Source organism: Lutimaribacter pacificus (genome assembly GCF_900142185.1).
Classification (GTDB): domain Bacteria; phylum Pseudomonadota; class Alphaproteobacteria; order Rhodobacterales; family Rhodobacteraceae; genus Lutimaribacter; species Lutimaribacter pacificus.
Window position 1 is genome coordinate 1 of the sequence record NZ_FQZZ01000012.1, and the last position, 19,431, is coordinate 19,431.

The window sequence follows — 19,431 nt, forward strand, 5'->3', positions numbered from 1 at the left end:
GAGCGGCTGGCGAAGAAATGGGCCCCGCGGCCTCGCAAACCCAAAACTACGATCTGAGTGACGCCAGCGACCGCGGCCTACGCCGGATGGTTACTGTTGTCCTCCTGTCCTGGTACCAGTAATCGCTTGGAACGCGCTGGCATTGACGAATGTCATCGATCTTTTTCAGGTGCATCACCTTCCAGTTGCGCGCGAAAACGCGACGCCACGGCATGCCTCACCTCTCGCGGCTGATCGTCGAGGGCCGCGAGCAACATGCGCATATCACGCCGGGTTTGATGCAATCGGTCGATGAGGGACAAAACCATGTGAACCGCGTCGGACGTGAGCGCCATCTCCTGCCGCAAGTCACAAACGAGCCGCAGGCGTGCGACATCGATGTCATCGAACAGTGGGCCGCTTTCACTCATCGCGGGCCGCACCCAGCCCTCGCGCACCCAAACCCGCAAGTCACGACGGGTAAGCCTTCGGATCTCCGACAGGACCTTCTCTTCGGTATAGATCATGTCGACCTCCCTAACTCGGTTCGCGGGTCGAACCCGGCCGTCTCGCGCCAGCGCTTCGCCAGGTCTTCCATGTCCTTGTCGATCTTCTTCGGCAGCACGATCTTCAGCCGCACGATCTGATCGCCCGCCTTCCCCTTGACCGGTTTGATTCCCTTGCCACCGAGGCGCAGGCGCTGACCGGAAGACACCCCTTTCGGGATGGTGAGCGAGACGGGCCCCCATACCGTGGGCACATCGACAGATCCGCCGAGCACCGCCTCGTCGAACGTGATCGGTAGCTCCAACTCGATGTCGTCGCCCGTACGGCCAAACACAGGATGCGGTCTGACCGAAACAGTGACCAGCGCGTCGCCTGGCGCGCCCTCACCGTATCCCGGCGCACCCTTGCCGCGCAGTCGAAGCGTCTGGCCATCCTTCAGGCCCGGCGGGATGCTGATTTCGATGGTGTTGCCATCGGGCATGGTCACGCGACGCTTTGTACCGCGCACGGCATCGAGGAAATCGACATCAAGATGGTAGCGCAAGTCCTGACCGCGCGCGTGGACCTCTCTGTGGAACCCACTCTGGCGTGGACCGCCGGCACGGCCACCGAAAAACTGTGAAAAGATGTCGCCCAAATCACCGTCGCCGACACCGCCGCCGAAGCCAGGGCCGGGGTCGTAACGGCGGCCAGCATCCTGTCCGGCATAATGATGGTAGTACTGACGTTCAGCGCGTTCCTGGCCGCTGGCATCAATCTCGCCTGCATCGAAGCGACGGCGCGTCTCGGGATCGCTCAGCAGATCGTAAGCCGCCGAGACGGCCTTGAAGCGCTCCTGCTTCGCGGCGTCATCGGGGTGCAGGTCGGGATGCAACTCCTTCGCCAGCTTACGATACGCCTTCTTGATCTCTGCCTGGGGTGCGCTCTTTGGAACGCCTAGGACTTTGTATGGGTCGATACTCATCTTGTTTCGCTTTCAATCCCCTTGCCATGCTGCAAAACAGGCGAGGCCGGTGATTGCCAAAGGACCTCTGGCATCGCCCGAGAGCCAAGGCCAGGCACTCGGGCGCGCCAAGGATATCCAGATCGACGGGTCATGATCTGAGCACAATCAACAGGGTCCGACCATCACGCCAAACGGTCAGCGCCACCGCGTTCGGCGCGTCCTCGAGTGCGCGGTCGATGTCGCGGATCGACCCTACCCTCTGCCGGTTGACCGCCGTGATGACGTCCCCCGCCTCCAGACCGGCCTGCGCGGCACGGCTGCCTGGCGCGATCTCCGAAACGACAACGCCGTCTGCGTCGCCCCAAGCCGGATGGTTCCGATCGAGCGGGGAAAGGCGAACACCCGCCAACGCATCAGATGCGCCACGATCGCGCTCTGCCAAGCGGGGGCCTCCGCCATCTGCGAGGGCGACCTGCGTCACCAGGCGCTCGCCATCTCGAACATAGGCGATTTCGACCTCATCGCCGGGTCGGCGCAAGCCGATCCTCTGGCGCAAGTCGGCGGATCCGTCGACACCCTCGCCGTCAACCGCGACAATGACATCTCCGGCGATAAGACCCGCGTCATCGGCAGGGGTGCCCGGCTCGACCGAGCTTACGATGGCGCCTGTCTCGGCCTCGACACCAAGCGCTACAGCCAAGTCAGGCGTGAGGTCCTGGATCATCACGCCAAGCCGACCGCGCTGGACTTCGCCGAACTCGACCAGCTGATCCATAACGGCCAGCGCCATGTTGATGGGCACCGCAAAACCGATCCCGACATTGCCGCCGCCATTGGGCGCGATAATGGCCGTGTTGATACCAACGAGATTGCCATCGAGGGTGATCAGCGCACCGCCTGAGTTACCAGGGTTGATCGAGGCGTCGGTCTGGATGAAGTCTTCATAGCCTTCGGGATTGATCCCCGACCGTCCAAGCGCAGAGACGATGCCGCTCGTCACGGTCTGTCCGAGACCGAAAGGATTGCCGATGGCAACAACGAAATCCCCCACGAGAAGGGTCTCGGAATCGCCGAGTGGCACCTCTGTCAAGTTATTCGCGTCGATCCTGAGCACGGCGATATCCGTGGCCGGATCACGCCCGATCAACTCGGCCTCGAAGGTCCTGTTATCACGCAGGGTCACGCGGATCTCATCCCCGTTTTCAATGACATGGTTGTTCGTCAGGATGTATCCTTCATCAGCATTAATGATGACACCGGACCCGGCGCTCATCTGCCGCTGCGGTGGCAGTTGCTCGAGCGGCGGCAAGAACGGCTGGAAGAACGGATCGCGGAAAAGCGGCGTCATCTGCGCGGGTCGCTCAGACACGACCGCGATGTTGACGACGGCGTCATCCACGGCGTCGATCAGCGGCGCGATGGTCGGAATGCCGCGTTCATCAGGCTCAACCGCTGCGATTTGGGCAACCGCCGGCCCCGCGACAACACCAATCGAAAAGACGAATAGAAAAGCCAGACGGCTCAGCATGGTTCATCTCCTTTGCAAATGCGCGCCGCCGGGATTGCGCACCAGCGGCGCATCAGCACGGGATCACGCGGCCTGCACTTCGATGCGTTTTACCTTGGCCTGAGCTTCCGGGGTTTGCGGCAGCTTGATGGTCAGCACGCCGTTCCTGAAGCTGGCCTCAGCCTTTTCGCCATCGATGCCCGGAGGCAACGGGATCGTGCGGTAGATCGCGCCGTAGCTGCGCTCAGACAAGTAATAGCCCTTCTTCTCTTCCTGCCGCTCGACCTTCTTCTCGCCCTTCACGGTCAGCAGGTCGTCGGTGACCGACACCTCGATGTCCGACATGTCCATGCCCGGCAGCTCGATCGAAACCTCGACATGGTCCTTAGTCTCGACCACGTCAGACTTGGCATCTCCACCGCCCCAGGGCCAGTCGAGGTCGCCGGCGCGGGTCCAGAAGCTTTCGAAGACCCGGTTCATCTCGCGCTGCAAACTGGCGATGGGGTTCTGATCATCGGCCTTCGGTTCGGGCGCATGATCCTTGCGCGCCCACGGGATCAAATCTTTGATCTGCATTTCTTTCCTCCTTCATTTCTGCGCGGAAGGCCCCGGATCAGGACCCTGTCACGGCGATCTTCTTGGGCTGGGCCTCGGCGGTCCGAGGCAGCGTTACGGTCAGCACGCCATGCGAGACCGACGCTCCGATCTTGTCCGGATCGAAATCGTCGGACAGGGTGAAGGCGCGTTCGTAATCGCCTTCCCCGTATTCGGCGTATGCCAGTTGCAGCTTCTCGGGATGCGTTCCCTCGATCTTGCCGCGGACTGTCAGAACGCGCTTTTCCAGCGTGACGTCGACGTCTTCGGCAGAAACGCCAGGCATCTCGAGCATCAGCGTGACACCCTCATCCGTTTCCACGATATCGGTTAGCGGTTGATAGATGCGACCGCCCGCCATGGTTTCGGGGGCCTGGGCCGGGGTTTTCTCAACCGTCTCAGGCGTGTGGGTCATTTGGTCCGTCATTTGCGTTTTCTCCTCTCAAGCGGCTTTGATCTCGATCTTCCGTGGTTTATCCTCGTCCGGACGACCCACGACGATGCGCAGGACACCTGCTGTCATCCGCGCCTCGACCTTCTCGTCGGACGCAGCAAAGGGCAGCCGGATCGCGCGGGTGAATTTTCCGAAACGGCGTTCATTTCGATGCCAGCGCGCGGTGTCCGGTAGGTCCGGTGCCTTGCGCTCGCCCGAGATCGTCAGAACGTTGTCCTTGACCGAAATATCGATGTCGGACGGGTCGATACCGGGGATTTCCGCCGTGACGGCAACGGCATCGTCGCCTTGCCAGACATTCACCACTGGAAAGACGGATTGATCAGAGTTCGTCGGGATAAACCGGTTCACGTCACGCAGCATGGAACGCATCATCCCAAAGGGATCACTGCGACGCGTGTAGGTGGGATAGTACATATCTTGCCTCCTCATTTTGCCAATCCAAACATGCGACAAAGGTCGCATGCGATTGAGGCGCCCGAGGAGGTCGGACTTGTCTAAAGGTTCGCCGATCAAGCGGCGTTCGATGTCATTCGCGTTTCCGTTCCGCTCCCAAAATGGCGAGTGGCCGGTGGTCCGCTGTCAGAGCCGAACCTTTATGCGTATCCTTGAAACCCCATCTGGGCGTCTCGCTGCTAATAAGGTGAGGTCGATCCCGATTTTCAAGAATGTCTTTGTACATTTTCTTGTCGACATGGGACGCATCCAAGCCAACGTATACTGAGTAATCGACGCGGTCTTCGATATAGCGCTCGTGCCTTTGCAAGCAAACCGCGATCGGCTCGCGGAAACCTCCCGCGCTCCGCTCGGACGGGAGACGTTGGGTGACACCGGCCTCGCCTTTATCGCCAAACCGGTGGAACGGCCAATGGGTCTAGCGGAATGAGGCCGCAAGACGTATGTGCATGCTACGCAACCCCGTCGCGGCCTCACAAAAGCGCGCGCGTAGTCCCACACCTATGCCGCCAGATCATCCCTGTCCGATGCGTCGGACAAAAGCTGGATTAGGCTGGCTTCGTCCAAAAGCTCCGTTTCGGACGGTGCGTCCACTTCCCCCGTACGGCGTTGTCTTTCGATTAGTCGCTGCCACGCCTCTCGCCGCAAGTGCGCATCGAGTGCAACCTCGTTGAGCGCCACTGCGCAGCGCGCACCACTAGGCGGTGCCTGCCATTTGACAACGTTGTTTCCCATCTCCCGCGCGTGTTGGGCGGCCGCAAGGATAAGGCCGAAGCGGTCGGCATCTCGCGCGACCGCGTCGGCGATGTCTACCGGATGTCTCATCGCACCCTTCCCTCAGATGCGCCGATCCGGGCGGAAATTGTCCGCATAGCTCTTGATCACCGGTTTGCGGCGGTTCTCTGGCAGCACGATTACACGCCATCCCTGGCGTTCGGCAAAATCGAGTGCGGCCTCTTTGGTCGTAAAGGTCAGTGAAACCTGGCGCGCCGGATCGTTCCCTGCTGTCCAGCCCATCAGAGGCTCCAGCCATTGCGGCTGCGTGACTTGCAGAACAAGCCGCCAACTCTTGCTACGCGGTCCTGACGTCATTGCGGACCGCGCGGGCCAATGGATCAATGCCAGGGGCGCCGTGCCCGGTACGGTGGTCTTGTCGGCATCTTTCCCACGTTGATCCTGTTTCGGGAACGCGATGACCTCTGCCCGTGCGTCATGTGCGATGTTCTTCTGTGCCCGAACGTCAAGGTCGGAACGCAGTTTTGCGGATTGTGCCATCCATGTCCTCCATCATGTGTTCAGTGCAAATGGCCCGGTCGGGATCATCCCGGCTCGAGCGGTGGCGATTTGGGGAGGCGCGGCGGGCATTTCAATCTCTTGACCAACGAAAAGCCATTTCCCATCTCGCCCGCGAAAATGGCGAAACGACCAACTGCGAAACTTATGAGATGCAAAGAGAAACCGTTTCGACATCGGTGATTGTCGCCATCGCGCCAGTCCTTGCCGCGGTTGCGCTTTTGACATTGGGGCACGGACTGCAAGGCACCTTGCTTGGCATCCGCGGTGGTCGAGAAGGCATGTCGGCGGGAGACATCGGCCTCGTCATGTCGGCCTACTTTGCGGGCGCCGCCGCAGGATCGGTCTGGAGCCCCGGCGTGATCATGGCCGTCGGCCATATCCGCGCGTTTGCAGCCTTTGCGTCGATGACATCAGCCGTTGCGTTGGTTTACGCGCTCCATATCAGTGTCTCTGGCTGGCTGGTTCTCAGATTTCTGAATGACTTCTGCTATGCGGCGATGATCGTGGTTGTCGAAAGCTGGCTGAATGCGTCAACGCCTAGCAGGTCACGCTGATGCGTCCTTGCAACCTATGGCGCGTTGATGATGGGGGCCTGGGCCGCGAGCCAGCCGTTGATCGGCCTCGCCGATCCTGAAGGCTTCGTGCTCTTCGCGGTCATCTCAATTCTGGTGTCTCTGTCTCTCGTCCCTTTGACGTTATCTCGGGGAGCAGTCTCTCCAGACATTCAGGCGAGCCGAAGTTCAATATCAAGGCTTTTTGCGATCTCACCTATTGCGTTGGTCGGCGGCTTTCTGATTGGTGTTTGGACCAGCGCGTTTTGGGGGCTGGGGCTAACCTACGGGCAGTTGTCCGGCCCTTCCGACACCGAGGTCGCGATCTTCATGTCCGTTGTCATGATCGGCGCGCTGGTCGCACAATGGCCGGTTGGCTGGCTATTGGATGTGATTGACCGGCGCGTGGTGATCGGTTTCGTGACACTCCTGGCAGGGCTCTGCGCCGTCGCACTCACAACGATCGGGACAGAAGACTGGGAGGTCTTTCTGTTGACCTCGGCACTTTACGGGGGCGCTAGCATTACGATTTATTCTGTTTGCCTCGCCCTTATCAACAACCGGATCGAGGCTGATGAAATCGTCGCAGCAGCCAGCGCTCTGCTGCTCTTTTACGCGATCGGGTCGGCGCTTGGTCCGATTACGATCGGTATCCTCGTCGAAGCGTTCGGCCCCGCGACCTTTTTTGCGGCGGCGGCTGCGCTTCAATTCGGTTTCGCCGCCTATGTCATTTGGCGCCTGCTGACCGGCAGCCGCCAGCCAGAAGGCGACAAGCAGGGCTTCGTTGCAATGCCCGCTAATTCCACAAGTCACATGGCGACAGAGCTGCATAAGCACGGGACCGCCGACGACAGAAAATTTGCCAGTCAGACCTCTTGAAAACGTTTTTGGCCCAACAAATCTCTGCGGCGCGCGGGAGGAAGGGCCTCCCAAAACTCAAACAGGAGATACGCAAATGCGTCGTTTAGCAGTTGGTGCAACCGTTGCCGCTCTGTTGGCGGCACCCGCTTTCGCTCTTTCGGTATCGGATGTCGACACGGATGGCGACAGCCTCATCTCTTTCGCCGAAATGGCGGAGCTTTACCCCGATCTGACCGAAGAGACCTTTGCAGAGGTCGACACCGGCGGTGATGAGTTTGTCGACGAAGACGAACTGACAGCCGCACTCGAGGCTGGTCTGATCGAAGAACCTGCTGAGTAACCAGCTTTGTACAAACGTCAATCTTGATCAGGAGGACACTGCACATGGCTATGACCGAAAAACTCCCAAAGCAGATCAACTGGAAGATCTGGGGCGCTGTTGCCGTCGCAGCGATCATCGTGCTTGGTGGCGCGGGGTACTATTTCGACTGGTTCGGCACCGGTGCGACCGAAGCCGTGGCTCCAGCCGCTGAAGAGGCAGCCCCGGCAAGCGAATAATCGCCATTCCGCCGACGTCGAGAGCCCGGCGGATGAAACCGTCGGGCTCTTTTGTCTAATCTCGGATATATCGGTAATGCTCAAACCGATTTCTTTTGAGATTGTCTTTGGATAGGCACGTTGTTTTGGCGTGGCCCTCATTGGTGTACTCTGAACAATCACCCCTTTCAGTTCATCGATTCGATCTCATGTCGCCGACGCTCCACTGAAATAGGGAGTAGTTGAAGAAACGCATTCCGGTTTGGACGTTTATTGCCGCTGATTTCGGCCATGCCTATGTGCGGGGCATAAATACTCGGAGGAAACGGATGGTTCGCACCTTCTTGCTTATGGCAGCCATGACCGCCTTTGTGGGCGTGGCGGGGCTTTTGCTGGGCGGTGAGGCTGGGCTCGTCATTGCGCTGGCCATCGCGGCGGGCATGAACTTTTTTGCCTACTGGAACTCTGACAAAGTCGTTCTGCGGATGCATGGTGCACGGCCTGTGGACCAAAGATCGGCACCAGAACTGTGGGAGATGACGGCAAGCATGGCGCGGCGGGCGGAGATGCCAATGCCCGCCCTCTACATCATCGAGACCGAGCAACCGAACGCTTTTGCCACCGGGCGAAACCCCGAAAACGCGGCCGTTGCCGTCACACGCGGACTGCTCCGCAATATGAGCCGAGAGGAGGTCGCGGGCGTCGTGGCCCATGAGCTGGCGCATATCAAGAACCGCGACACGCTGACCATGACGATCACGGCCACGCTGGCGGGCGCCGTGTCGCTGCTCGCCAATTTCGCCATTTTCTTCGGCGGCGGGCGAGACCGCCCGCTCGGGATGATCGGCACAATCGCCATGATGATCCTGGCACCCCTCGCGGCGGCGATGGTGCAAATGGCGATCAGCCGGGTGCGCGAGTACGAGGCTGATGCCGAAGGTGCAGCGATCTGCGGGAACCCTGAGTGGCTGGCCTCGGCACTTAACAAACTGGGGGTCCTTTCGGGCCGGATCGACAACATCGCCGCCGAAAGAAACCCGGCCACCGCGCATATGTTCATCGTGAACCCGCTGCATATGCAGGCTGTGGACAGCCTGTTTGCCACACATCCACCCATAGAAAAGCGCATAGCGGAACTGCGGAAACTCAGCGGTGCATCCATGCGTCGTGCACCGCGCGCACAAGCAGGCGCGGGTCCGTGGGGGTGAACGACGCCTATTGAAGGCCCCCAGCGCGATCCATAAATCAGCGCCGCGTTTGAAACTGGAGGAGAAAACATGACCGAAGTTCTTGAGAAAGAGACCTTTTCTTTCCAGACCGAGGTGGGGCAGCTTCTGGAGATTGTCGCAGGCTCGCTCTACTCCAACCGCGAGGTGTTCCTGCGCGAGCTTGTCTCGAACGCGTCGGACGCCTGCGACAAGCTCCGCTACGCGGCGCTGACGGATGCAAGCCTCGCCCCCGCCGACGGGTTCGCGATCACGCTCGCTGCCGATAAGAAAACTCTTTCGATTTCAGACAACGGCATCGGCATGAACCATGCCGACCTACTCGATACGCTCGGCACTATCGCCAAATCCGGCACCGGCGCGTTCATCGAAGCGTTGAAGGCCGACGAAAAGGATGCCCCCGGCCTTATCGGTCAGTTTGGCGTGGGCTTCTATTCGGCGTTCATGGTTGCGTCCAAGGTTGACGTGCTGACCCGCAAGGCCGGTGAGGACGAAGCCTGGCTCTGGTCTTCGGACGGCAAGGGTTCCTTCACCATCGAGCCTGCGACCCGCGATGCCGCTGGCACGACCGTGACGCTTCACCTCAAGAAGGACGCCAAGGAGTTCGCCGACCCGGCGCGCATCCGCCAGATCATCACGACCTATTCCGAACATATCAGCTTTCCGGTGAAGCTGGGCGACGAGACCCTCAACGCGGCACAAGCGCTGTGGACGAAGGCACCGAAGGACATCACCGAGGATCAATACACCGAGTTCTACAAGCATACGTCGCATGCCTTCGACACCCCGTGGCACACCATCCACAACAAGGTGGAAGGGTCGCTGAACCACACAAGCCTTCTGTTCGTGCCGTCGGTGCAGCCGTTCGACCTGTTCGATCCGGAACGCAAAAGCCATGTGAAGCTCTACGTGAACCGCGTGTTCATCTCAGAGACGACGAAGGACCTGATCCCGGCCTATCTGCGCTTCCTTCGGGGCGTGGTCGACAGCCAGGACCTGTCCCTGAATGTCTCGCGTGAAATGCTACAGACCGACCCGAAGCTTGCCAAAATCAAGAGCCAGGTCACCAAAAAGGTCCTGAGTGAACTCAAGAAGAAGGCGACAAAGGCACCGGAAGACTATGCCACCTTCTGGGGCCATTTCGGCGCCGTCCTGAAAGAAGGTCTTGTCGAAGATGCCGCCTCACGCGACCGGATTTTGGAAGTCTGTCGGTTTGCCTCGACCGGCCCCGAGGCGCTCACCAGCCTGTCGGCTTATGTCGAACGCATGAAAGAGGGTCAGGACGCGATATTCTACATCGCGGGCGAAGACGCGGGCAAACTGACGCAATCCCCGCATCTCGAAGGCTTCAAGGCCAAGGGGGTCGAAGTCTTGCTGCTGTCGGACCACGTGGACGAGTTCTGGCTCCAGCACATCCACGAATTCGAGGGCAAACCGTTCAAATCCATCACGCGAGGTGCTGCAGATCTGGATGCGATCGAGGCCGACGCCGACGAAGCCGACAAGGACGACGACGGCGCGGCTGACCTGTCCAAACTCATCGCGGCGATCAAGGCAGAGCTTGGTGAGGCCGTCAAAGACGTCCGCCCGTCCAAGCGTCTGACTGACAGCCCCGTTTGCCTGATTGCGGATGAGGGCGACATCGACGTGAACCTCGAGAGGTTGCTGAGGCGTCACGGGCAATTGCAGGACGGCTTGCCAAGAGTCTTGGAACTGAACCCAAATCACGCGCTCATCTCGAAGCTCGCGGAACGCGCCAAGAGCGACGCGGATGACCTGCTCAAAGACGCCGCACACCTTCTGCTCGAACAGGCCCGGATCGTCGAAGGCGAAACCCCGGCCGATCCCGCCGGCTTCGCACGCCGTTTGGGGTCCATCATGTCCCGCGCCTTCGGGGCCTGACCAGGGCGCGTACCGATGCTGAAGCTGTTTGGCACAATGGCGGTAGCGCTGGTGTTGGCGGCATCGGCGGTGGCCCAGGACCTCACGGCGCCAGAGGAGCGGTTGATCTCGCTTTTCGAGGCGTCGCGGTCTTCGGTCGTGTCGATCACGACGGGGCAAAGGCGTGTTGATCCGTGGATGCGCCGGGCCGAAATCGTGCCGAGCGGGTCGGGGTCCGGCTTCTTTTGGGGGGAAGACGGCCATATCGTGACGAACGCGCATGTCATCCGAGGGGCCGCGCGGGCGGACATTCACATGTCGGACGGGCGCGTCTTGCCTGCACGACTTGTCGGAACTGCACCGCAATTCGATCTCGCCGTGCTTCGGGTCGATCTCGATGGCACACCTGTGGAGCCTTTGGAAAACGGCAACAGTGCCGATCTGCGCGTCGGTCAAAGCGTGTTGGCGATCGGCAACCCCTTCGGGCTCGACTGGACGCTGACAACGGGGATCGTGTCCGCGCTTGATCGCGAGATCCCAATCGGGAACGGTGTGATCGAGGGGCTGATCCAGACAGATGCGGCGATAAATCCCGGGAATTCCGGTGGGCCGCTTCTCGACAGTTCAGGCCGGTTGATCGGCGTGAATACGGCGATTTTCAGCCCGTCCGGCGCAAGCTCGGGGATCGGATTTGCCGTGCCCGTGGATCTGGTGAAACGGGTTGTACCGCAACTGATCGCGACCGGTGTGTATCGCCCGCCGATCCTCGGCATCCGGTTTGACCCCCGCATCGACGCGTTGGCGCGTCGGAATGGCATCGAAGGGGCCGTCGTGTTGTCCGTCGATCCTGGTGGCCCCGCGGATGTGGCAGGACTGCGGCCAGCCGAACGCAGCCCGCATGGCGGCATCGTGGCGGGAGATGTCATTCAACGCGTGGATGGACAACGCATCGCATCAGGCACTGACCTTGGCGCAATATTAGACGACTATGAGCCCGGCGACCGGATCACACTGACCGTTTGGCGGGACGGTGAAACGCGTGAGGTGACCGCGCAGTTGGCCGCCCCGTAGGCGACCATTTGGGCCGGCAACTCCCGTTTATTCGACCTCATCCTTGCAGCTTGACAGATACGCACGCGGCACTGTGCACTGAGGCCGTTTGACGACGCGCTGACATGGCATAATTTCGCCAATTCTGTCCAAGCCTCTGATTTTCAAATCATAAAAATTTTTCCCGAACATCTTGAAATCGAAAATGCTCCCCACGATCTACGCGTCGTTGGCACTCTGTCGACGTGAGTGCCAAAAGCATTGACACTCTAATGGAGGAGCCTTGTACATGACATTTACCCCTCTGCATGACCGCGTTCTGGTGCGCCGCGTTGACAGCGACGAAAAGACCGCCGGCGGGTTGATTATCCCCGATACCGCCAAGGAAAAGCCCGGTCGCGGTGAAGTCATCGCGGTTGGCCCCGGTGCGCGAGACGAGCATGGCAAACACATCGCCATGGACGTGAAAGCGGGAGACCACATCCTCTTCGGCAAGTGGTCGGGCACCGAGATTACCCTTGATGGCGAGGAGATGCTGATCATGAAAGAGAGCGACATCCTCGGCATCATCGAAGACACAGAAATCGCCAAAGCCGCGTAATTCCACACAAGCCACAGGAGAGATACAGAGATGTCTGCAAAGGACGTCAAATTCGAGACCGCCGCCCGCTCCCAGATGCTGCGCGGCGTGAACACTTTGGCCGATGCGGTGAAAGTGACGCTTGGCCCCAAGGGCCGCAATGTCGTGATCGACAAAAGCTTTGGCGCACCGCGCATCACCAAGGATGGCGTCACCGTCGCCAAGGAGATCGAACTGGAAGACAAGTTCGAAAACATGGGTGCGCAGATGGTCAAGGAAGTGGCCAGCCGCACTAACGATCAGGCCGGCGACGGCACCACGACGTCGACCGTTCTGGCGCAGGCCATCGTCAACGAAGGCATGAAAGCCGTGGCCGCGGGCATGAACCCCATGGATCTCAAGCGCGGCATCGATCTCGCGACGTCGAAGGTCGTCGAAGCCATCAAGTCGGCTGCCCGTGACGTCAAGGACAGCGACGAGGTTGCGCAGGTCGGCACCATTTCGGCCAATGGCGAAGCGGAGATCGGACGTCAGATCGCTGACGCCATGCAGAAGGTCGGCAATGACGGCGTCATCACCGTCGAAGAAAACAAGGGCCTTGAGACCGAAACCGAAGTCGTCGAAGGCATGCAGTTCGACCGCGGCTATCTCAGCCCGTATTTCGTGACGAACCCCGACAAGATGACAGCAGAGCTCGAGGATCCGTTCATCCTGATCCACGAGAAGAAACTGTCTTCGCTCCAGCCGCTTGTTCCGCTTCTCGAGTCCATCATTCAGGCAGGCAAGCCGCTCCTGGTCATTGCTGAGGATGTGGAAGGCGAAGCCTTGGCCACGCTGGTCGTCAACAAACTGCGCGGCGGTCTGAAGATCGCTGCTGTGAAGGCTCCTGGTTTCGGTGACCGTCGCAAAGCCATGCTGCAGGACATCGCGATCCTGACCGGCGGCCAGGTCATCTCCGAAGACCTTGGCATGAAGCTTGAGAATGTCACCATCGACATGCTCGGTACCGCGAAGAAAGTCGCAATCACCAAGGACGAGACGACAGTGATCGACGGCGCTGGTAACAAGGCGGAAATCGACGCACGTGTCAGCCAAATCCGCACGCAGATCGAAGAGACAACCTCCGACTATGATCGTGAGAAACTGCAGGAACGCGTGGCCAAGCTGGCAGGCGGTGTGGCCGTGATCCGTGTTGGTGGCATGACCGAAGTCGAGGTGAAAGAGCGCAAGGATCGCGTCGACGATGCTCTGAACGCGACCCGTGCCGCTGTTCAGGAAGGCATTGTCGTCGGTGGTGGCGTCGCCTTGGTTCAAGGTGCAAAGGCACTCGATGGCCTGCAAGGCGCAAACCCCGACCAGAACGCAGGCATCGCGATCGTGCGCCGCGCGCTGGAAGCACCGCTGCGCCAGATTGCGGAGAACGCGGGCGTCGATGGTTCCGTGGTTGCTGGCAAGATCCGGGAGAGCGACGATGTCACATTCGGCTTCAATGCACAGACCGAAGAGTATGGCGATCTGTTCTCCTTCGGCGTGATCGACCCGGCAAAGGTGGTGCGCACGGCACTTGAAGACGCGTCATCCGTTGCCGGCCTTCTCATCACGACCGAAGCCATGGTGGCGGACAAACCGGCCAAGAAAGAGGCTGCGGCGCCTGCCATGTCCGGCATGGACGACTTCATGTAAGTCGATCCGGCGTTCTGCGGGGCGCTGTATCAAAAGATAGTGTCGCGGGCCCATGCCCGCGGCACCCTCAAGCGACCGTCCAGAAGAGGCGGCCCACGAATTCAGGGAGCACCTCCAACGTTCGGTCTGATCTCAACCGCTGGCGCGGCCCTTCGTCGGGCACGCTGGCCCGAACTGGAGGCATTCTCAATGACGACGCTTGTTGAAGCCCACGGGCTAAAAAAGCGCTTCGGGGATATGACCGCGGTCGATGATGTCTCTCTGTCCGTTTCACGGGGAGAGGTTGTCGGGTTTCTCGGTCCGAACGGAGCGGGCAAATCCACCACAATGAAGATGATCACCGGGTTTCTCGAGCCCGATACCGGAACCGCTCAAATCGGCGGCCATGATGTCTGGCGCGACCCCGCGGCAGCGAAGGCGAAGCTCGGCTACCTGCCCGAGGGCGCGCCTGCATACGGTGACATGCCTGTCGCGGACTTCCTGACCTTTTGCGGGAAAATGCGGGGGCTGCGCAAAGCTCAGTTGAACAACCGGCTTGCCGAAATGGCCGAACGTGTGCGCCTGACAGAGGTTTGGTCGCGCCCCATCGAGGCACTGTCAAAGGGTTATCGTCGCCGCGTCGGCATCGCGCAGGCGCTCATTCACGATCCGGACATCCTGGTCCTCGACGAGCCAACGGATGGCCTCGACCCGAACCAAAAGCACGAAATGCGCAACCTCATCCGAGAGATCGCGCCAAACAAATCCATCATCGTCTCGACCCATATTCTTGAAGAGGTGGAGGCAGTATGTTCTCGCGCGGTGATCATCGCCAGCGGCAAAGTCGTTGCAGACGCCACGCCGCGCGATCTTGTCGGCTCCAAAGACGACGGACGCGCAATTCAGATCCGCATCGGCTCACCAGAAGAGGCGTCGGTCATCGAAAAGATCAAGCCGCTCGCGGATGGAGCGGAACTTGAGGTGATGGAGCGGATAAACGGCTCCACGCGCGTGCTTCTGCGCTACAACGATAAGCCAGAAGACACACGCGCCATCGAGACACGTCTGAAATCGGCAGACTTGCCTGTCGAGGAAGTCGGCATCTATCGCCCGCGCCTCGAAGATGTCTTCCGCGATGTGACCACCCGCATTCACTAAAAAAGGACCGAAACCATGACTGCTTCGCTTTCTTCGGTGAGCGTCGTCTTTGGCCGTGAGTTCCGCGCCTATTTTGCGACGCCGCTTGCCGCGATTTTCCTTGTCGTGTTCCTGGCCCTTGCCGGGGCGATGACCTTCTTCGTCTCTGGCTTCTTTGCCCGGGGCAGCGCCGATATGGCGGCTTTCTTCACGTGGATGCCGTGGCTCTTTCTGGTGCTGCTGCCTGCCATTGGCATGCGCCTTTGGGCGGAGGAGCGCCGCTCTGGCACCATCGAACTGTTGATGACCATGCCGGTTGCCCCTTGGACCATCGTGCTGGGCAAGTTCCTCGCGGGCTGGGCCTTTACCGGCGTCGCACTGGCACTGACCACACCGCTTTGGATCACGGTCAATTGGCTGGGCAGCCCAGATAACGGGGTCATCGTGGCGGGCTATCTGGGCACCTTCCTGATGGCGGGGGCCTTTCTGGCCATTGCCGCGTGCATTTCGACGCTGACGAAGAACCAGGTGATTGCGTTCATCTCGGCCGCCATCGTGACCTTCATCCTGGTCACGGCCGGGTTGGAGCTTGTGCTGGGCGCGATCCGCGGCTGGGCCCCCTACTGGATGACCGAAGCCGTTGCAGCGCTGTCCGTCCTGGAACACTTCCAGCGTATCACCCAAGGGCTGATCGAGGCGCCGACGCTGATCTTCTTCGGCTCGCTCATCGTCCTTGCGCTCATGATCAACACGTTCCTCGTGGACCTGAAGAAGGCTCAATGACAATGGACCGTTTTGCAAAACCCACGCATTGGATCGGCGGCCTGTCGCGCCGCCAGATGATCGGGACCTCCATCGCGCTCTGCGCCGTGCTGTTCATCTCGGTCAATATCTTCGCCGCCCGCGCCCTCGATGGATGGCGCGCCGATGTCACCGAAACTCAAGTCTGGACTCTGTCTCAGGGGACGGAGACTTTGCTCTCCGATCTCGCCGAGCCCCTGCACCTGCGGCTTTACCTGTCTGACGGATTGACGGAGGCCGCACCGCAACTGGCCAGCTACGCCGACCGTGTGCGGGGTATGCTGCAGTCCTACGCCGACCAGGCCGATGGGCAGATCACGCTCGAAGTAATCGACCCGGAGCCCTTCTCGGATGAAGAAGACCGCGCTGTGGGCTTTGGCATCAACCGAATTGCGTTGGCCGGCGCGCCTGAGCCGATGTTTTTTGGCCTTGCCGCCACAAACTCCACCGATGGGCGGGCCACGATCCCGGTCTTCTCGCCGGATCGCGAGGCTTGGCTGGAATACGATCTGACCCGGCTTGTGGCCGAGTTGGGCCAGCCCGAGAAGCCCAAGGTCGCTCTGCTTGACGGTATTGGCCTTTCTGGCAACCCGATGATGGGCGGGGCGGAACAGCAAAGCCTTGCGATGCTGCGCGAACTGTATGACGTTGAGATCTTGTCGGGCGATGTGAACAGCTTCCCCGAAGGCACCGAAGTCGTCGCCGTTGTGCATCCGCAGGGGCTGACCGAACCGACGCTCTATGCGCTCGATCAGTGGGTGATGGGTGGCGGTGCCCTGATGGCCTTCGTCGATCCCCATGCCGAGACGCAGATGGGCCCGCAAGGCATGCCCGCGCCGGATGCGGCGTCGGACTTCGCGGCACTCTTCGAAGGTTGGGGAGTCGGTTTTGATGCCACGCAAGCTGTCGCCGATCCGACCTACGCGCTCGCCACGAACCGGCGCGTTCAGGGACGTGACGTGAATGTCGGGAACCCGGCCTGGCTGCGGCTTGATGCGAGTGCGCTCGATCAGGACAGCCCGGCGCTTGCCCGGCTCTCGGCCATGGTTATGACCACCGCGGGCAGCTTTGCGACCGGCGAAGATGGGCCGACCCTGACACCGCTGGCCACCGTGTCCGACGCCGCTGTGCTGGCGAGCGCCACAGACGCCTCCAACCGCTTCGGCGATCCGCGTGATCTGCTGACCAGCGGCGAGGCCGTAGATGCAGCCCCCGTGGTGATCGCACGCCTCAGCGGTGCGGTGTCATCAGCCTTCCCCGATGGCAAACCCGAAAGCTCTGAATGGGAGGCCGAGCATATCGCCAGCACCGAGGTCGCCAATGTGCTGCTCTCGGGCGATGCCGACATGCTGATGGACCGGAATTGGATCCAACAGCGGAGCATCTTCGGTGCGCAGATCCCGCAGGCCTTTGCCAACAACGGTGATTTCTTCCTGAACGCCGTTGAGCAAATGGCCGGTGGGGCCGCTCTGGCTGACCTGCGTGGCCGGGCCGTGGATTGGCGTCCGCTCACCCGCATCGAGGCGATGGAACGCGCCGCCGAGGCCGAGTACCGCGCCACCGAGCAAGCCCTGCTCGAGCGCATTGCCGAGACCGAAGCCGCCCTGCGCGACCTCGCTCCGCAAGACAGTGACGGGAACGGCCTTTTCAGCGCCGAGATGGTGGCCGAGGCGGAGAACCTGCGTGCCGACCTGCTCGCCGCCCGCGCGGAGCTGCGCCAGGTGCAATACGACCTTCGCAGCGATGTGGAGGCGCTTCAGGCCAGTGTGACGACGCTGAATGTGGGCCTTGTCCCCTTCCTTGCCGCCGTCATTGCGCTGTTCTTCGCATTGCGCCGCCCCAAGCGGACCGTGCCGACCCGTGTTGCGGCATAAACAGACAGTCAAAGGAGACATCTCATGAACCAGAAGTCTTTTCTGATGCTTGGCGGTGCCACGGCCCTGTCGCTCGTCGCCGCGGGCGCGACGCTCTTCGGCAGCGGGAATGCCCCCGCCTTTGCCGAAGCTGGCGAGCCCCTCTTCCCGGGGCTTTCTGAGGCCAGCGCCGACGTGGCGAGCTTGGAAATCCGGGAAGGCGACTTCGCCATCACCATCGAGTCCCGCGACGGCGTATTCGTCGACGCGGCCTCCGGCTTCCCGGTTGATCCAGACCCCTTGCGCGACCTTGTCAGCGGCATGACCATGGCCACCATCGCAGAGGCCAAGACCGCAGACCCCGCGCGACATGCCGATCTGCAACTTGCTGCTATCGGGGATGACGAGGGCGCCGGAAGCGAAATCATCCTCCGGGACGGGGATGGCGACACCCTTGCCCATGTGATCGCCGGCCAAAGAGATTTCACCCTGGGTGGTGTCACCGGCGGTCAATACGTCCGGCGTGGCGATGAAGACGCGACGTGGCTCGTCCACGCGCGGCTTGACCCGCCAATCTCGCGCGCAGGCTGGTTCGACACGCGCTTGATGGAAGTGGACGCCGTCGAGCTCACTGGCGCGACCCTCACCACGGAAGATGGCAGCGTGATTGCTATGTCGGGCGCAGACGGCACGCTGACCATCGATCAGCTGCTGATGACAGGACGTGTTCCCGCCGAGAACCAGTTGAACCGGATCGTCCGGCTCTTCGAGACGCTCGACTTTGCGGATGTGCGCGCGGGCATGGCGAGCGGTAGCGAAGCTGCGGGACCAGCCCTGCAGGCCAGCCTTGAGGACGGAACGACAATCACTCTCACTCAAGTCAGCGGGTCCGACGGCGCAGATGAAACGCGCTGGTTCCGCATCGACGCAAGCGGCAACACCGAACTCGCCGCGACAACCGCCGGGTTTGAGTTTTCGATGTCGTCATCCGACGCCGAAGTCTTCAGCTGGACTTTGGATGACCTGACGGAGGAAACTGCCAGCTAAGTTGAGAGCCGCAGCCGAACGACTTGGCTGCGGCTCATCCGTTTGCACTTGAGCGGCGTTTACTGATCGATGTCGGGACCATGCGTTCCGCTATTTTTCAGAACCAGGCTTTGGTTCCAATTCGAACGGCCCGAGCCAATCAAGCTACCGGCATCCAGATCCCTCGCGCCTATCGGTCGTTACTCGGACAAGACAAGCGACGACCACACGCTATCGCGCGACACGGCGCGATCGAAACATGAACATACATTGCACACGGTTCCTAGCAACTGATTGAAATCAGTGCACAATCACCACCATCCATCACGAGATCGACGCCGATTCGACGCTACTCTACGCCGTCGCTGTTGGTTGCGGGGTGATTTGCACCTACGGGGCTAAGTCGTTGATATTGCTTCGACCGAATGAACGGCGATATCTCGCTGCTCGCCAAGGCACTGAAATTGATATGGTTTCTTGAGGGGATTGGTTGCGGGGGGCGCACCCATCATAACTTGCTACTGGAC

21 protein-coding genes are annotated in these 19,431 nt (G+C 60.7%); 13 read left to right on the top strand and 8 right to left on the bottom strand.

Features of this window, described 5'->3' with window-relative positions:
• Positions 1–152 precede the first annotated feature (152 nt).
• From F3H87_RS19560 to F3H87_RS19595, 8 genes are all read right to left on the bottom strand, one after another.
• Entirely contained in the window at positions 153–506 is a 354-nt protein-coding gene (locus tag F3H87_RS19560) for a MerR family transcriptional regulator (RefSeq protein WP_149789691.1), read from the bottom strand.
• Positions 503–1,450: a DnaJ C-terminal domain-containing protein gene (locus F3H87_RS19565; protein ID WP_149789690.1), complete on the bottom strand. Its 948-nt coding sequence runs from the start codon at positions 1,448–1,450 to the stop codon at positions 503–505. Before F3H87_RS19565 ends, F3H87_RS19560 begins: the two co-directional genes overlap by 4 nt.
• Positions 1,451–1,580: 130 nt before the next feature.
• A complete protein-coding gene (locus F3H87_RS19570) occupies positions 1,581–2,960 on the bottom strand; it encodes a Do family serine endopeptidase (RefSeq protein WP_149789689.1) in 1,380 nt (459 codons plus the stop codon).
• A gap of 63 nt (positions 2,961–3,023) precedes the next feature.
• On the bottom strand, positions 3,024–3,515 hold the full coding sequence (locus tag F3H87_RS19575) for an Hsp20/alpha crystallin family protein (RefSeq protein WP_149789688.1): 492 nt from the start codon (positions 3,513–3,515) through the stop codon (positions 3,024–3,026).
• Between the two features lie 37 nt (positions 3,516–3,552).
• Positions 3,553–3,960: an Hsp20/alpha crystallin family protein gene (locus tag F3H87_RS19580; RefSeq protein WP_149789687.1), complete on the bottom strand. Its 408-nt coding sequence runs from the start codon at positions 3,958–3,960 to the stop codon at positions 3,553–3,555.
• Positions 3,961–3,975: 15 nt separating this feature from the next.
• Positions 3,976–4,404 carry an Hsp20/alpha crystallin family protein gene (locus tag F3H87_RS19585; RefSeq protein ID WP_149789686.1) on the bottom strand — a complete coding sequence of 143 codons (429 nt, stop codon included), beginning with the start codon at positions 4,402–4,404 and terminating at the stop codon, positions 3,976–3,978.
• A gap of 540 nt (positions 4,405–4,944) precedes the next feature.
• Complete coding sequence (locus tag F3H87_RS19590) at positions 4,945–5,268, bottom strand: ATP-binding protein (RefSeq protein WP_149789685.1); 324 nt, start codon at positions 5,266–5,268, stop codon at positions 4,945–4,947.
• Positions 5,269–5,280: 12 nt separating this feature from the next.
• A complete protein-coding gene (locus F3H87_RS19595) occupies positions 5,281–5,718 on the bottom strand; it encodes an ETC complex I subunit (protein ID WP_149789684.1) in 438 nt (145 codons plus the stop codon).
• A 2-nt stretch (positions 5,719–5,720) separates the two neighbouring features.
• Between F3H87_RS19595 and F3H87_RS19600 the strand changes: the two genes are divergently transcribed.
• The 13 genes from F3H87_RS19600 (at position 5,721) to F3H87_RS19655 (ending at position 18,925) form a co-directional block, all read left to right on the top strand.
• Positions 5,721–6,293 (top strand): MFS transporter, encoded by a 573-nt coding sequence (locus F3H87_RS19600; protein WP_149789683.1) that lies wholly within the window; start codon positions 5,721–5,723, stop codon positions 6,291–6,293.
• 27 nt (positions 6,294–6,320) lie between these two features.
• Positions 6,321–7,169, top strand: coding sequence for an MFS transporter (locus tag F3H87_RS19605; protein ID WP_149789682.1), 849 nt, complete (start codon positions 6,321–6,323; stop codon positions 7,167–7,169).
• A gap of 76 nt (positions 7,170–7,245) precedes the next feature.
• Positions 7,246–7,491: an EF-hand domain-containing protein gene (locus F3H87_RS19610; RefSeq protein WP_149789681.1), complete on the top strand. Its 246-nt coding sequence runs from the start codon at positions 7,246–7,248 to the stop codon at positions 7,489–7,491.
• 44 nt (positions 7,492–7,535) lie between these two features.
• On the top strand, positions 7,536–7,709 hold the full coding sequence (locus tag F3H87_RS21890) for a hypothetical protein (protein ID WP_188129289.1): 174 nt from the start codon (positions 7,536–7,538) through the stop codon (positions 7,707–7,709).
• Positions 7,710–8,017: 308 nt separating this feature from the next.
• Entirely contained in the window at positions 8,018–8,896 is an 879-nt protein-coding gene (htpX, locus tag F3H87_RS19615) for a zinc metalloprotease HtpX (RefSeq protein ID WP_149789695.1), read from the top strand.
• Positions 8,897–8,965: 69 nt separating this feature from the next.
• The gene (gene htpG, locus F3H87_RS19620) at positions 8,966–10,816 is read left to right on the top strand and encodes a molecular chaperone HtpG (protein WP_149789680.1); all 1,851 of its coding nucleotides are present in this window, start codon (positions 8,966–8,968) and stop codon (positions 10,814–10,816) included.
• A gap of 15 nt (positions 10,817–10,831) precedes the next feature.
• A complete protein-coding gene (locus F3H87_RS19625; RefSeq protein WP_149789679.1) occupies positions 10,832–11,866 on the top strand; it encodes a S1C family serine protease in 1,035 nt (344 codons plus the stop codon).
• 268 nt (positions 11,867–12,134) lie between these two features.
• Positions 12,135–12,446 carry a co-chaperone GroES gene (locus F3H87_RS19630; RefSeq protein WP_149789678.1) on the top strand — a complete coding sequence of 104 codons (312 nt, stop codon included), beginning with the start codon at positions 12,135–12,137 and terminating at the stop codon, positions 12,444–12,446.
• 30 nt (positions 12,447–12,476) lie between these two features.
• Complete coding sequence (groL, locus tag F3H87_RS19635) at positions 12,477–14,108, top strand: chaperonin GroEL (RefSeq protein WP_149789677.1); 1,632 nt, start codon at positions 12,477–12,479, stop codon at positions 14,106–14,108.
• A gap of 189 nt (positions 14,109–14,297) precedes the next feature.
• The gene (locus F3H87_RS19640) at positions 14,298–15,245 is read left to right on the top strand and encodes an ABC transporter ATP-binding protein (protein WP_149789676.1); all 948 of its coding nucleotides are present in this window, start codon (positions 14,298–14,300) and stop codon (positions 15,243–15,245) included.
• 15 nt (positions 15,246–15,260) lie between these two features.
• Complete coding sequence (locus tag F3H87_RS19645) at positions 15,261–16,007, top strand: ABC transporter permease (RefSeq protein ID WP_149789675.1); 747 nt, start codon at positions 15,261–15,263, stop codon at positions 16,005–16,007.
• Positions 16,008–16,009: 2 nt separating this feature from the next.
• On the top strand, positions 16,010–17,899 hold the full coding sequence (locus F3H87_RS19650) for a GldG family protein (RefSeq protein WP_223228144.1): 1,890 nt from the start codon (positions 16,010–16,012) through the stop codon (positions 17,897–17,899).
• 24 nt (positions 17,900–17,923) lie between these two features.
• Positions 17,924–18,925 (top strand): DUF4340 domain-containing protein, encoded by a 1,002-nt coding sequence (locus F3H87_RS19655; RefSeq protein ID WP_149789673.1) that lies wholly within the window; start codon positions 17,924–17,926, stop codon positions 18,923–18,925.
• The last annotated feature ends 506 nt before the right edge of the window (positions 18,926–19,431 follow it).